Genomic DNA, 14,906 nt, shown 5'->3' on the forward strand with positions numbered 1-14,906 from the left:
AATGTGATATTGTTTATGCCTTAATTCGTTGCTGAATGGTAAAACACCCTTGACAAATCTCTTTCCAAAAAGCTATGTTGGAGGAGTTCGCCGCCCGGCAGGGCTTTACAAACATTGTCCATTTCACGGACGATGGCATTAGTGGTACTTGCTTTGACCGTCCCGGATTTTTAGCAATGATGAAAGAAGTGGAAGCCGGGAATGTGGAGTACCTGTGTATCAAGGACATGAGCCGCATGGGGCGTGACTATCTGAAAGTCGGTCAGATTATGGAAATCCTGCGTCAGCGTGGCGTTCGCCTTATCGCCATCAATGACGGCGTGGACAGTGCCAAAGGGGACGATGATTTTACCCCTTTCCGCAACATTATGAACGAGTATTACGCCAGAGACACCAGCCGTAAAATCCGTTCCACTTTCCAGTCAAAAGGCAAGTCCGGCAAGCACCTCACAGGCACGGTCATTTACGGCTATCTCTGGAACGAAGCCAGAGACCAATGGTTGGTTGACCCCGAAGCCGCTGATGTGGTCAAGCGCATCTTTGCCATGACGATTGACGGCTACGGTCCGTATCAGATCGCCAGCAAACTGAAATCGGAAAAGGTGCTTATTCCGTCTGCTTACCTTGCCCAACACGGCGAGGGCGTGAACAAAAACAAGACTTTCAAAGATGTGTACGGCTGGGGTTCTTCCACCATCTGCAACATTCTTGAAAAGCGTGAATATCTGGGACACACCATCAATTTCAAGACCCGAAAGCACTTCAAGGACAAGAAAAGCCATTATGTCCCGGAGGACGAATGGACAATTTTCGAGAATACCCATGAGCCTATCATTGACCAGCAGACCTTTGACCTTGTGCAGAAAATCCGTGGGAATGTCAGACGCTACCCGGACGGCTGGGGCGAAGCAGCTCCCCTCACAGGCTTGCTTTATTGTGCCGATTGCGGCGGCAAGATGTATGTCCACCGTACCAACAACGGCAAGCGTATTTCTCAATATACCTGTTCCCAATACAGCAAAGTCCCAGTTGGAAAGCTCTGCAAGACCCAGCACCGTATCAATGAAGATGTGGTACTGTCCCTTGTCTCTGAAATGCTCAAAGCCATTGCCGAGTATGCGAAGCATGACCGAGCCGAGTTTGTCCGTGTGGTGCAGGAAGCGCAGTCCAGCCAGCAGACAGCAGAGGTTAAGAAACAGCGGATACGCCTTGCCACCGCAAAGCAGAGAGTGTCGGAGCTGGAAGTCCTGCTCTGTAAAATCTATGAGGACAACATTTTAGGAAAGCTGTCCGACAGCAGATACGCCACTCTGGACGCTCAATACGAAAAGGAGCAGACCGAGCTTACCGCTGAAATCTCTGCTCTGGAAAAGGCAGTCAAGAGCTACGAGAAGCACGAAAAGGACGCTGACCGTTTTATCGCTCTGATTGACAAATACGAGAACTTCGACAAGCTGACCATTGCTATGCTCAACGAGTTTATCGAGAAAATCCTTGTGCATGAGCGTGACCGCAAAGGCAGTATACAGACCACACAGGAGGTCGAGATTTACTTCAATTTTGTCGGGCGATTTGTTCCCCCGGCGTTTGGAGAAGTGGAGCTGACCCCGGAAGAATTAGAGGAAATCCGCAAACGTGAGGAACGCAAGGACAGGCTTCATCAGAACTACTTGAAGCGTAAAGCCAGCGGAGCGCAGAAGCGATACGAGGACAAAATCAAGGGGAGAAAAAAGGCAGAAATCGAAGCCAAGAAAGCCGCTATTCGTGCGGAGGATATTGCAAAGGGAGTGTTCGTCCCTGTCAGCAGTTTACCGCAGAGAGAGCCGATGAAAGGAGTACAAACAGCATGAATATCACTTATACACAGAACGGCGATTATCTTATCCCGAACATCGTTATCCGCAAGACCAAGCCCCTCGGACACTACGGCAGACTTCGCAAGGCGTATCTGGAAATGCACCGTCCGATACTGTTCAATGAGCTGGTGCTATCCGACAAGCTCTTTGAGCATTGCGCCGAGATTGACGAAGCGGCACGAAACCGCATGGAGCTGATCGTGCGGTCACTGGCAGAGCAAAACGGCGTGACCGAGCAACTAAAAGCCAAAAACCAAATGGAATGGGTGCGGCAGATGAACGCTTGCAAGGCACAGGCAGAGGAGATTGTGAAAGCGGAATTGATTTATGATTGAGCGAGGAAGTCCGGGCAGAAAACTGTTCGGACTTTTCTCATGTAGTCCAAAGTTGCGGTAGAATTGTTCACGAGTTTTATGGTACAATTTATGCGAATAAAGAAAACGGAAAATTAGAATCTAACAAGAGAATGTGGTTGTATGAAAAAATCCATATTAGTATTTTGGGCAATCGTGTGTCTGTTACCTATTCAAAGGAGGTTTAAGAATTTCAAATGAAACATATAAGAAATATATTGCTGTTGATTACGATTATTTTTGCTTTTGTTATGCAAGCTGAAGTATATCAAAATATGCTCTGGAACTTTAATGGTGCTTATTATTTATCGTCCAGATACACAACTACTAATGACGATATGGATTCATTTTTAGCCAATGCAGAAGATACAGCTGAGAAGCATGGTGTTCATATTTTTTCGACTTTTAATCAGAGAGTTTCTAATTATCAGACAAGACTTTATATTTATGGTGATGATACCGTTGTTCGGGATAGTCTTAAAAGCACAATGGATATTGAGGAAAAAACATATACGGCTTTGATAGGTGGAATCACCGTAATAGAATTTGAAGATTTTAGAGAAGCAAAAAACACAGGCAATGGACAGGAAATAATGGTCAGCTATATCGGTGATGATGATGACATTATTGCCACATATCAAGATTTGGCAAAAGAATATTCTATATCGCAGCCAGAGTTTTGGCAATCAACCGAAACTGATATGATGTTCATTGTTTGGGGCCTGGTTGCCATATTGATGATTGTACTTAATATGATTGAGGTGATACGCAGGCAAAAGGAAGTAGTTGTACGAGCTTCTCTGGGCGAAAATGCTGCTGTGATTGCTCTAAAAGCTGTAGTGGCTGATATGATTTCATATGCTGCATTATTCGTCTTAGCAAAGTTGCTTGTTTCTCAATTTATATCGGGAGCGTATGAAGATCATCTCATTTTGGCAGTGTATTGTGCCGGAGCAGTTCTTTCCGTAATTCCTTATGCTGCTTTTGTCCGCTTTGATGTAAAAAAAGCCTTTGCCAATGCTTCAGATAAAAAAGGTATGTTTTATCTTCTGAACGGTCTTAAAGTATTTGCTACTGCCATGACAATTTTTACAATAACTACAAATCTCAGTAGCATTCAAGGTAATTTACTTACAAACACTACTCTTTTAGAAAATCATTATAATGATTATTATTTTGGAGTTATGCAGATTGAACCTCCTTTTGAAGAAAATGAGGAGGAATCCAAAGAGAGCAAATTTTGGAATGACCTTTACGAAAATGAATACAACACGATAAATCCGGTGGTCTGCATAGGCAGCCGGATAAGCGATACGGATAATTATATTTTTGTAAATCATAATGCCAGAGATATGCTACAAGGGTTTTCTGATATGCTTACTGAAGATGATGAAAAAGAGGATATCGTGGTCTTCGTGCCAAAGGGAAGAAATGCGGAATCATACAAAGATATCGCAAAAGAGGAAATTGGCTCTCTTACCCAAAATGCAGAAGAACTGCGTGTTGTTTATAAAGAATATTCTGGCAGAGAACAATTTTATTATCTCAATTCGAACAGAGAAGAGGCTATTGACGGATTGTCAAGAGTAACAAATCCGATTGTGATTTATCAGGCAAATGAGGCTGTTGCTTTAAATGGAAGTTATATCGAAACAGGAACATATAATGGTGAGGTAATCTACGGATGCGATGAAAGCACAATTCGCAGTGTTGCGAAAAAATATTCAGAACAGCTTGGTTCACACTATTTTATGCTGACGAATGTCGGAGAGGATTACATTTATAGTCATAGTTTCCTCGTGAAACTGATTGGCTTTATAAGCTCTCTTTGCGTATTAGTATTGCTGTTAGATATCGCTATCATCATATCTGAAGTGAAAATGGAATTTAGACTTAATGCGATGGAAATCTCCCTCAAAAAGGTTTTGGGCTATCGCTTTTATGAAAGGCACAAAAGATTTATTTCCGTTAATCTCTTAGAAAATATAGCCGTTGTGATATTGATTTGCATTGTTTCGATTTTTATATCTAACGCAAGTGTCGGGATTGCTTTACTGATTGGAGCGTTGCTCACCATTATTGAAATGGCAATCATTTTCACAAATATTATGTGGGTTGAAAAAACAAATATCTCAAAGTCATTGAAGGGAGGATGTTTATGATTATAATTCGTGGCTTAAATAAAGCATTTGGAGAGAAAATAATTTTCTCTAACTTTAATTTAGAAATTCCGGATGGAAGTTTTGTAGTAATCAGCGGCGATAGCGGCAGTGGAAAAAGCACTTTACTCAATATGATTGGTGGTATCGAAAAACCGGATAGCGGCAGTATCATAATCGAAGGGCTGAATATTACCCGGCTTAAAAATAAAAACAGTTTTTTTGCGGATACAGTGGGGTTTCTTTTTCAGAATTTTGCACTGCTTGAAAATAAGACAGTTAAAGAAAATTTAAGTTTGATTAAAAAATCAAGCCGAACTAAAGTATCACTTAAAGAAGCTCTTAATCGTGTGGGGTTATCAAAGGAAGTTAACAAAAAAGTTTATCAGCTTTCCGGTGGTGAACAACAGAGAGTTGCTTTAGCTCGTCTTATGATGAAAAAATGTTCTGTTGTTTTGGCAGATGAACCTACTGGCTCACTTGACAAGAAAAATAGAGATATTGTTATGAGGTTATTGCACGAACTCAATGAAGAAGGTAAAACGGTTATCATTGTTACCCACGATCAGGGTATTATTGAAGATGAACCTTATGTTGTGAAAATCTGAGAGTACCTCTTAGAAATGTCTTGATCTACATTTTATATAATTTGGGTCAGAAGAAAATCCCTTTAGGAACTAAAGGGCGCACTTCTATACTCTCCTATCGGGAGTATGTGCGTCCTGCGGAGCTTCATTCTCTGTCAGCAGAAGAAAACTGCCCGACCGAGAAAGTTGCGTCACTTCGTTCCGTCAAGGTGGCTACACCCCCTTGCGCCGCTAATGCGGCTATCCCCTGTGGACTTGCCGTCCGCAAACAGCATAAAATGCTGTTCGCCGCCAGCAAGTTTGGAAAAATAAATACCGAAAATCAGACCGTTGACTGGTCGCACTATGCGAAAAGTTGACGGTCTTTTTTTATCCCCAAAATCAAAAAAGGAGGTCAATCACAATGACAAAACCGAAAACCCTTGACCAGCTCCGAGCCGAAAAGGAACGAGCCGAGACGCAGCTTGCACAGGAACAACACAAGCTGGAGCGTCTGGAGAACAGAAAGAAGTATCTGGAGAAAGGCGAACGCACCAAGCGCACCCACCGCCTTTGCAATCTGGGCGGCACGATTGAGAGCCTTGCCCCGGAGGTCAAAGATCTCACACGCACCGAAATGACAGAGCTGATGGAACACATCTTTTCCCTGTCCGAAGTCCAGCGAGCCGTCCGTCACATGGCGATTACTCATATCAGCCAAGCAAACAGAGAAAAGGAGTTGAAAGCCGATGGCACTATTTCATCTGAGCGTCACGCAGACTAAGCGAAGCGCAGGACAGTCCGCTATCGCTTCTGCCGCCTACCGAGCCGGGGAGCGATTGTATAGCGAGTATTACGGCGAATACAGCGACTACACCCACAAGGGCGGCGTGATCTGCTCCGACATTCTCCTGCCGTCCCATGCACCGCCCGAATACGCAGACCGCCAGACCCTATGGAACGCCGTGGAAAAAGCCGAGCGTGGAAAGAACGCCCAGCTTGCATACAGCTTTGACATTGCCTTGCAGAATGAATTTTCCCTTGAGGAAAACATCGCTCTTGCAAGGCAATTTTTATTGGAGAACTTTGTGAGCCGGGGCATGGTGGTTGACTTCGCCGTACACCAGCCAGACCGGGAGGACGGTGGCATACCAAATCCACATTTTCATGTGCTTTGCCCTATCCGCCCCATCGAGCAGAACGGCAAATGGGGGCTAAAGCAACGCCGGGTGTATGAGCTGGACGAGGACGGCAACCGTATCCGGGACCAGAACGGCGAGTTTGTTTTCAACGCCGTTCCCACTACCGACTGGGGCAGTCCCGAAACGCTGGAATACTGGCGGCAGACATGGGCAGAGTTATGCAACGCCAAGTTTGCGGAAAAGGGGCTTGACGTTCGTATCGACCACCGAAGCTATGAGCGTCAGGGCGTAGAGCTTCTTCCCACCGTCCATGAGGGCGCAACCGTCCGGGCAATGGAGAAGAAAGGCATACGCACCGAGAAAGGCGAGTTCAACCGCTGGATCAGAGCAACCAATGCCGTTATCCGGGACATCAAGAAGAAAATCGCTCTCCTGTTTGATTGGATTGCCGAAGCAAAAGCGGAGCTTGCCAAGCCGCAGGCACCCGACCTTGTTTCTCTGCTGAACGCCTATTACACCCAGCGCAGAGCCGGGGCATATTCGCAGAAAGGCAAGGTCAGCAACCTAAAGGAGATGAACGAGACTTTCAATTATCTCCGGGCAAACGGCATTTACTCCCTTGAAGATTTGGAACACCGTGTCAGCGAACACAGTGCTGCCACAGAGAGCTTGAAGAAAACGCTGGACGAACAGACCGCCCGAATGAAAGCAATTAAGCAGCTCTATGACAGCTCCGCTGCTTTCCAGAGCTTGAAGCCTGTCTATGACGGCTTGCAGAAAATCAAGTTTGAGAAGCCCAGAGCCAAGTACAAGGCAGAGCATGAAGCGAAACTGAAACAGTTCTACGCCGCCAGACGCAAGCTGACCGGAGAGTTCCCGGACGGCAAGGTGGATATGAAAAAGCTGACCGAAGAGTATGACGAGCTGGAACAGGCGCACGAAACCACCTATGGCGAGTTTAAGACCGTCAGAGACGATTTACACCGTCTTTGGAAGGTCAAGTCATGTGTAGATACTGCCGCCCGATTTAACGAGCGTACAGAGGAACAAATGCACCAAAATCGACCCCAAACACGACACAAAAAGGAGGAACTATCCCGATGAATTACACCCAAGCACAGATTGACCGGGCGAACGCCGTCAGTCTGGAAGATTTTCTCCGCACACAGGGAGAGACACTTATCAAAAGCGGACGGGAATACCGCTGGAAAGAACATGACAGCCTGACCGTCCGGGGAAACAAATGGTTTCGCCACAGCCAGAGCAAGGGCGGCTATCCCATTGATTTTGTCATGGAGTTTTACGGCAAGTCCTTTCCCGAAGCAGTCCAGCTCTTAACCGGCGAAAGCGCCGAGGGACAGAGCGAAGCCAGCACAGCACCGCCCACAGCGTTTCACTTGCCCTTGCACAACAGAACAGCCGACAGAGCAATTCAATATCTTTGCGAAAGCCGAGGTCTCAACAAAACGCTTGTTGAGGCTTTTCTTCTTTCCGGGGATATTTACGAGGACGCAAAGCGGCACAATGTTGTGTTTGTCGGCAGAGACCGAAGCGGTACGCCGAGATACGCCCATGTGCGAGGAACGGCAGACCCATTCAGACAGGACATTGCCGGGTCTGACAAATCCTATCCGTTCCACTATGAGGGAAACGGCAACCAGCTCTTTGTCTTTGAAGCACCGATTGACCTTTTGTCCTTTATCTGCCTTTATCCGCAGGACTGGCAGGCAAGGAGCTACCTTGCCCTGGGCGGCGTTTCAGGCAAAGCCCTTGACCGTTTTCTTTCTGAACGCAAGGACACCCGAAAAGTGTTCCTCTGCCTTGACAGCGACACCGCAGGAAGTGAAGCCTGCACCCGGCTGGCACAGGACATTCCCGGCGAGATCGCCGTCATTCGCCTTGTCCCGGCAAGGAAAGACTGGAACGATGTTCTCCGTCAGCAAGGGGACATTCCCAGCCGCAAATTCATAGCCGAGACAATCACGCTGCGAGAGCTGCCCACCGCCCAGCCTGTTCCCATGCTCCGCATGGCAGATGTGGAGCTGACGAGCGTGGATTGGCTATGGTTTCCCTATATCCCCTTTGGAAAGCTGACGATTATACAGGGCAACCCCGGCGAGGGCAAGACCTACTTTGCCATGCGTCTTGCGGCGGCTTGCACCAACCGAAAGCCTTTACCCGGTATGGAGACCCTTGAGCCTTTCAACATCATCTACCAGACCGCAGAGGACGGTCTGGGCGATACCGTCAAGCCCCGACTGATGAAAGCGGAAGCAGACCTTGAAAGAGTGCTTGTCATTGACGATAGGGACACACCGCTGACCCTTGCCGATGAGCGCATAGCAAGGGCAATCCGGGAAAACAACGCAAGGCTGGTTATCATTGACCCGGTACAGGCGTTTCTGGGCGCAGATGTGGACATGAACAGAGCAAACGAGGTGCGCCCGATATTCCGCAGTCTGGGAGACATTGCACAGGCTACCGGGTGCGCTATCGTGCTGATTGGACACCTGAACAAAGCCGCAGGAACGCAAAGCACCTACCGGGGATTGGGGTCTATCGACATTACGGCGGCAGTCCGCAGTCTGCTTTTTATCGGCAAGCTGAAGGACAGCCCTACAACGAGGGTGCTTATCCATGAGAAAAGCTCCCTTGCGCCGCCCGGACAGTCCCTTGCATTTTCTCTGGGAGACGAGAAAGGCTTTGAGTGGATAGGGGCTTATGACATTACCGCTGACGAGCTTCTTACCGGGACAGACACCGCCAAGACGGAAAGTAAGACCGCACAGGCAGAAATGCTGATACTGGAACTGCTGGCAGACGGAAAGAAAATGCCGAGTGCAGAGCTGGAAAAAGCGGTCAATGACAGGGGCATATCCTCACGCACGATGAGGACAGCTAAAAGCCGTATTGGAGACAGGCTTGTGACCGAGAAAGACGGCACAGCATGGGTCTGCTATCTCCGAAGCTGACGCAGGAACACGGCAAGCATGGCAAAGACGGCAAGGTTTTTATAGATACCTTAATGTTGCCGCCTTGCCTTGTTCCCTCATACCGACACCGCCCGATGATGAACAGTCACCGGGCATTTTTCATTTACAGGAGGATTTTGAATGAACAATACCGCAACCAACAGCACCACTTGCCCTACTGTCAGAAAGCAGATTGGCAAGACAACCTATATCGTCCGTGTCCATTTCAGCGAGACCGCCAAGGAGACGATGGAGGACAAAATCAAGCGTATGCTCCGTGAGGAAGTCCGCAAAATGTGACTTCTTTGTGAATTTGATGAAAAAGTCCTTGACTTTTCGTCTCTGGAAAAACCGCTAAGTCGATTTTGATTTCCTGCGGTGCGCGTCTGGCCGTATTTGATATTGCGGAGCTGCGCGAGGTTACATCCTACGATGAGTTGGAACTGGATACGCTGGGAGACAGAAAAACGGCTCTGTTCCTCATTATGAGTGATACGGATGACAGTTTTAACTTTCTCATTTCCATGTGCTACACCCAGTTATTCAACCTGCTTTGTGAAAAGGCCGATGATGTGTATGGCGGCAGGCTTCCGGTTCATGTGCGCTGTTTGATTGATGAGTGTGCTAACATCGGGCAGATTCCGAAGCTGGAAAAGCTGGTGGCCACCATCCGAAGCCGTGAAATCTCTGCCTGTCTGGTGTTGCAGGCACAGAGCCAGCTCAAGGCAATTTACAAAGATAATGCCGATACCATCATCGGCAATATGGATACTTCCATCTTCCTGGGTGGCAAAGAGCCAACAACGCTGAAAGAGCTGGCGGCTGTTCTGGGAAAGGAAACCATAGACACTTACAACACCGGAGAGAGCCGGGGACGGGAGACCTCCCACTCGCTCAATTATCAGAAATTGGGAAAAGAGCTGATGAGCCAGGACGAGCTGGCAGTTATGGATGGCGGCAAGTGCATCTTGCAGTTGCGCGGTGTGCGTCCGTTTCTTTCAGACAAGTATGACATTACCAGACACCCTAATTTCAAATACACAGCTGATGCAGACAAGCGAAATACCTTTGATATTGAAGCATTTTTGTCTGCCAGACTAAAACTCAAGCCTGATGAGGTCTGCGATGTATATGAAGTAGACACGGAGGGCGTGTAATACGGTTCCGCTGAGAAAGGAGTGATCGTATCTATTTGCCGCAACTGCCTCTGTTGAGGCCATTGGCGTACAAAGCGGGCAATCATCAACAAAATAATGAAAAAGGAGGACAGCCGGAATCAGGCTCTCATATATCGAGGGCAGATTGTTCCGGCTTTTGTGCGCTTATGAAACAAACCTAACTAATCATTCAAATGATTCCGGCTAATATTATTTATGGCATTTTTTGAACAGGCAATTACCGTTCTTCAGACTCTCGTTATCGCTCTGGGCGCTGGTCTTGGTATCTGGGGTGTCATCAACCTGTTGGAAGGTTACGGCAACGACAACCCTGGCGCCAATGCTCATGTACGGTAAGGAAGCAAGCAACCGAAAACAAGAGATAGACCGCCAGCACTACACTATTCCGAACCAAAGACCAAAAGATAAGCATTGTGGGAAAATCTAAACTTTTGGATTTTCCTACAATGCCAACTACGGCGGAATCCCTCCCACTCCTTATATCTTTCTGTATACATTGAATTTGTATTTAGTAAAATGCAGACAACACCACGGATCGGCTTTTGGCTGGACAATTCCAACCAAACACCACAGCAGACAGCAGAAAACATTCTGAACGCTAGGAAGCCGGTATGATTGTTACATATAAGGGGAAGAAAAATTTCTTTTAGGTACTTGCTTTCCTAAAACTGATGTGATACAATGATTTAATCCAGAAAAGGAGTAAAAAATATGCGGCAAGGTATTCTTAAATAAAACTATAATCAAATAGTGGGAACAAAGGATTATGATAGCTCCTTTTGTAGGGGCTTAGTTTTTTGTACCCAATTTAAGAATACTTTTGCCTTATCAATTTTGACATATCCCCAAAAACAGCAATCACAAACAGGTGTATGCTGTATATGTGTATGTCCGCAACTTATAATCCCCAGTGGTAAAAGTATTTTACTGCTGGGGATTTTTATGCCCTTTGGGGCTGTAAAGGGAGGACAATCACATGAAAATAATCAATATTGGAATTCTTGCCCATGTAGACGCTGGAAAGACGACCTTGACGGAGAGCCTGCTATATGCCAGCGGAGCCATTTCAGAACCGGGGAGCGTCGAAAAAGGGACAACGAGGACGGACACCATGTTTTTGGAGCGGCAGCGTGGGATTACCATTCAAGCGGCAGTCACTTCCTTCCAGTGGCACAGATGTAAAGTTAACATTGTGGATACGCCCGGCCACATGGATTTTTTGGCGGAGGTGTACCGCTCTTTGGCTGTTTTAGATGGGGCCATCTTGGTGATCTCCGCTAAAGATGGCGTGCAGGCCCAGACCCGTATTCTGTTCCATGCCCTGCGGAAAATGAACATTCCCACCGTTATCTTTATCAACAAGATCGACCAGGCTGGCGTTGATTTGCAGAGCGTGGTTCAGTCTGTTCGGGATAAGCTCTCCGCCGATATTATCATCAAGCAGACGGTGTCGCTGTCCCCGGAAATAGTCCTGGAGGAAAATACCGACATAGAAGCATGGGATGCGGTCATCGAAAATAACGATGAATTATTGGAAAAGTATATCGCAGGAGAACCAATCAGCCGGAAAAAACTTGCGCGGGAGGAACAGCAGCGGGTTCAAGACGCCTCCCTGTTCCCAGTCTATCATGGCAGCGCCAAAAATGGCCTTGGCATTCAACCGTTGATGGATGCGGTGACAGGGCTGTTCCAACCGATTGGGGAACAGGGGGGCGCCGCCCTATGCGGCAGCGTTTTCAAGGTTGAGTACACCGATTGCGGCCAGCGGCGTGTCTATCTACGGTTATACAGCGGAACGCTGCGCCTGCGGGATACGGTGGCCCTGGCCGGGAGAGAAAAGCTGAAAATCACAGAGATGCGTATTCCATCCAAAGGGGAAATTGTTCGGACAGACACCGCTTATCAGGGTGAAATTGTTATCCTTCCCAGCGACAGCGTGAGGTTAAACGATGTATTAGGGGACCAAACCCGGCTCCCTCGTAAAAGGTGGCGCGAGGACCCCCTCCCCATGCTGCGGACGACGATTGCGCCGAAAACGGCAGCGCAAAGAGAACGGCTGCTGGACGCTCTTACGCAACTTGCGGATACTGACCCGCTTTTGCGTTGCGAAGTGGATTCCATCACCCATGAGATCATTCTTTCTTTTTTGGGCCGGGTGCAGTTGGAGGTTGTTTCCGCTTTGCTGTCGGAAAAATACAAGCTTGAAACAGTGGTAAAGGAACCCTCCGTCATTTATATGGAGCGGCCGCTCAAAGCAGCCAGCCACACCATCCATATCGAGGTGCCGCCCAACCCGTTTTGGGCATCCATAGGACTGTCTGTTACACCACTCTCGCTTGGCTCCGGTGTACAATACGAGAGCCGGGTTTCGCTGGGATACTTGAACCAGAGTTTTCAAAACGCTGTCAGGGATGGTATCCGTTACGGGCTGGAGCAGGGCTTGTTCGGCTGGAACGTAACGGACTGTAAGATTTGCTTTGAATACGGGCTTTATTACAGTCCGGTCAGCACGCCGGCGGACTTCCGCTCATTGGCCCCGATTGTATTGGAACAGGCATTGAAGGAATCGGGGACGCAGCTGCTGGAACCTTATCTCTCCTTCATCCTCTATGCGCCCCAGGAATACCTTTCCAGGGCTTATCATGATGCACCGAAATACTGTGCCACCATCGAAACGGCCCAGGTAAAAAAGGATGAAGTTGTCTTTACTGGCGAGATTCCCGCCCGCTGTATACAGGCATACCGTACTGATCTGGCCTTTTACACCAACGGGCGGAGCGTATGCCTTACAGAGCTGAAAGGATATCAGGCCGCTGTCGGTCAGCCGGTCATCCAGCCCCGCCGTCCAAACAGCCGCCTGGACAAGGTGCGCCATATGTTTCAGAAGGTAATGTAAAGATACATAATCGTCAAGACGGCAACAATCAGAAGTTATGGAGGGTAACAATGGAATATAGTAAGGAAGATTTAATGGAAGCAAAAAAGCAAATTTGGGGAGTGGGAGAGAACATGGGAACAGAGGAAAGTAAAAAAATCTGGGAGGAGAACGCACAATTTTGGGATAATGCAATGGGTGACGAATCTAATGAATTTCACAGAGAGGTAGTGCGTCCCAAAGTAACGGAACTTCTATCTCCTAATCCTGCGGATTACATTTTGGATATTGCGTGTGGCAATGGAAATTATTCTTCGTATCTTGCACAAAGAGGCGCTTCGGTTGTCGCTTTTGATTACAGCAAAAAAATGATAGAATTGGCTAAAAGACGGCAATCACAATATGCAAAACAAATTGAATTTTGTGTGGCGGATGCGACCGATAGAAAAAGTATATTAGAATTAAAAAGAAATCGAGCCTTTACGAAAGCAGTTTCTAATATGGCAATTATGGATATTACGGATATTGAACCACTTCTTATGGCTGTTTATGAACTGTTGCAGGAAAGCGGAATTTTTGTCTTTGCAACGCAACACCCTTGTTTTGTCACGTTGACTGAAAAATATATGACACCGCACAGTTACTATGATATAGCGATTGAAGGGCAACCGAAAGAGCAGATTTATTATCATCGTTCCATACAAGATATTTTTAACCTTTGTTTTAGAGCTGGATTTGTCATTGATGGATTTTATGAAGAATGTTTTAAAACCAACAAAGAAATTCCTATGGTAATGATAGTAAGGCTTAAGAAGGTAAAACGTGATAGCTTAAAATAAATTCAAGTTTGTCGGGTAAATAGCAAACCCAGCCGAGCCAGTCAACGGTCAAGATGAACGGCGCATATGCGCCGTCGTTGACAGCCCCGCCCGCCTTTGCTGGTAGGCAATCAAGGGGCGACAGCAAGAAGTGCCACCGCCCCGCACTATTATTCAGAAAGGGGAATTTCCATGACCGACCAGATAGCCTATCAAGAATATATCCAGCGCAGGTACAACGCCTTTTGCAAGACTGTTATCCGCTGTGCCGCCTTGGACAAGATTTTGAAGCTTAAACGGCAATGGGAACGGCAAGTTTCCCTTGACTATCTGATGAACGAGAAGTTTGTCCAGTTTGCCGCGCCGGAGCCGGACGAGGAATACCCATTTACCGTCTGCGGTCAGACCGTCCTGCTCTGCAACGCCGCCCTTGCCGACGCGATCTCTGTTTTGCCGGAGCAGACGCGGGAAGAAATCCTGCGCTATTACTTTCTGCGCCAGCCGCAGCGCGTGATCGGCGCGTGTATTGGCCGGTCACGCAGCACAGCGGGGCGGCATATCCAGCTTGCCTTGCAGCGGCTACGCGAAGAAATGGGGGTGAGCCGGTATGAGTAGACTTCTCCCCTATGAAACAATCCTCAAAGCCCGTGAGGGCGACCCAGAAGCCGTGAACGCTGTCCTGCTCCACTACGCCGGATATATCCGCTATTTCTCAAAAGTGAACGGGCAGGTCAACGCCGAGGTGGAGGACTATGTAAAGCAGCGGTTAATTGACTGTCAATTCAAGTTCCGGCTTGACGAACCACCGGACAAGTCATAAAAACTGAATACCAGCCGCCACCGACGCGGCCAGCGAAAGCAGTAAGTCTTGAAAAAGATTTACTGCTTTTTTTGTTGTCCGGCTCCGCTCCCGGCCATTTTGCCCCCTGCCGGTTGTAGTAGTAAGCGAGGAGGGAATTTTTCTGCCCTGGTGTTTGGCATTTGGAG

The 14,906-nt window shown here is 47.5% G+C and carries 12 protein-coding genes and 2 pseudogenes; all 14 read left to right on the plus strand.

Translation table 11 applies throughout. The features are described 5' to 3' along the window. Nucleotides 1–56: 56 nt before the first annotated feature. A pseudogene (locus tag RHOM_RS01565) lies at nucleotides 57–1,850 on the plus strand (DUF4368 domain-containing protein); the annotation flags it as partial. After that, nucleotides 1,847–2,191: a TnpV protein gene (locus tag RHOM_RS01570; protein WP_004845299.1), complete on the plus strand. Its 345-nt coding sequence runs from the start codon at nucleotides 1,847–1,849 to the stop codon at nucleotides 2,189–2,191. The pseudogene RHOM_RS01565 and the gene RHOM_RS01570, both read left to right, overlap by 4 nt. Nucleotides 2,192–2,406: 215 nt before the next feature. Beyond that, nucleotides 2,407–4,371, plus strand: a complete 1,965-nt coding sequence (locus RHOM_RS01575) for a bacteriocin-associated integral membrane family protein (protein WP_004845300.1) — start codon at nucleotides 2,407–2,409, stop codon at nucleotides 4,369–4,371. Next, nucleotides 4,368–4,976, plus strand: a complete 609-nt coding sequence (locus RHOM_RS01580) for an ATP-binding cassette domain-containing protein (RefSeq protein WP_002593328.1) — start codon at nucleotides 4,368–4,370, stop codon at nucleotides 4,974–4,976. The genes RHOM_RS01575 and RHOM_RS01580 overlap by 4 nt, the downstream gene beginning before the upstream one ends. A 382-nt stretch (nucleotides 4,977–5,358) precedes the next feature. Beyond that, entirely contained in the window at nucleotides 5,359–5,718 is a 360-nt protein-coding gene (locus RHOM_RS01585) for a DUF3847 domain-containing protein (RefSeq protein ID WP_003500140.1), read from the plus strand. After that, nucleotides 5,684–7,180 carry a MobQ family relaxase gene (gene mobQ / locus RHOM_RS01590; RefSeq protein WP_014078525.1) on the plus strand — a complete coding sequence of 499 codons (1,497 nt, stop codon included), beginning with the start codon at nucleotides 5,684–5,686 and terminating at the stop codon, nucleotides 7,178–7,180. Before RHOM_RS01585 ends, mobQ begins: the two co-directional genes overlap by 35 nt. Further along, the gene (locus tag RHOM_RS01595) at nucleotides 7,177–9,048 is read left to right on the plus strand and encodes an AAA family ATPase (RefSeq protein WP_014078526.1); all 1,872 of its coding nucleotides are present in this window, start codon (nucleotides 7,177–7,179) and stop codon (nucleotides 9,046–9,048) included. The genes mobQ and RHOM_RS01595 overlap by 4 nt, the downstream gene beginning before the upstream one ends. A 141-nt stretch (nucleotides 9,049–9,189) precedes the next feature. Beyond that, nucleotides 9,190–9,348, plus strand: coding sequence for a transposon-encoded TnpW family protein (locus RHOM_RS16740; RefSeq protein WP_014078527.1), 159 nt, complete (start codon nucleotides 9,190–9,192; stop codon nucleotides 9,346–9,348). Between the two features lie 41 nt (nucleotides 9,349–9,389). Continuing rightward, a pseudogene (locus RHOM_RS01600) lies at nucleotides 9,390–10,205 on the plus strand (VirD4-like conjugal transfer protein, CD1115 family); the annotation flags it as partial. Nucleotides 10,206–10,421: 216 nt separating this feature from the next. Further along, entirely contained in the window at nucleotides 10,422–10,562 is a 141-nt protein-coding gene (locus RHOM_RS16745; protein WP_007037419.1) for a Maff2 family mobile element protein, read from the plus strand. Between the two features lie 640 nt (nucleotides 10,563–11,202). Beyond that, nucleotides 11,203–13,122, plus strand: a complete 1,920-nt coding sequence (gene tet(W), locus RHOM_RS01605) for a tetracycline resistance ribosomal protection protein Tet(W) (RefSeq protein WP_014078528.1) — start codon at nucleotides 11,203–11,205, stop codon at nucleotides 13,120–13,122. A 50-nt stretch (nucleotides 13,123–13,172) separates the two neighbouring features. Then, on the plus strand, nucleotides 13,173–13,940 hold the full coding sequence (locus RHOM_RS01610) for a class I SAM-dependent methyltransferase (protein ID WP_002586626.1): 768 nt from the start codon (nucleotides 13,173–13,175) through the stop codon (nucleotides 13,938–13,940). 171 nt (nucleotides 13,941–14,111) lie between these two features. Then, nucleotides 14,112–14,534 carry an RNA polymerase sigma factor gene (locus tag RHOM_RS01615; protein WP_014078529.1) on the plus strand — a complete coding sequence of 141 codons (423 nt, stop codon included), beginning with the start codon at nucleotides 14,112–14,114 and terminating at the stop codon, nucleotides 14,532–14,534. After that, a complete protein-coding gene (locus RHOM_RS01620) occupies nucleotides 14,527–14,739 on the plus strand; it encodes a helix-turn-helix domain-containing protein (RefSeq protein WP_002586615.1) in 213 nt (70 codons plus the stop codon). Before RHOM_RS01615 ends, RHOM_RS01620 begins: the two co-directional genes overlap by 8 nt. Nucleotides 14,740–14,906: the final 167 nt, after the last annotated feature.

Origin of the sequence: Roseburia hominis A2-183 (genome assembly GCF_000225345.1) — a bacterium.
In the GTDB taxonomy this organism is placed as follows: Bacteria; Bacillota; Clostridia; order Lachnospirales; family Lachnospiraceae; genus Roseburia; species Roseburia hominis.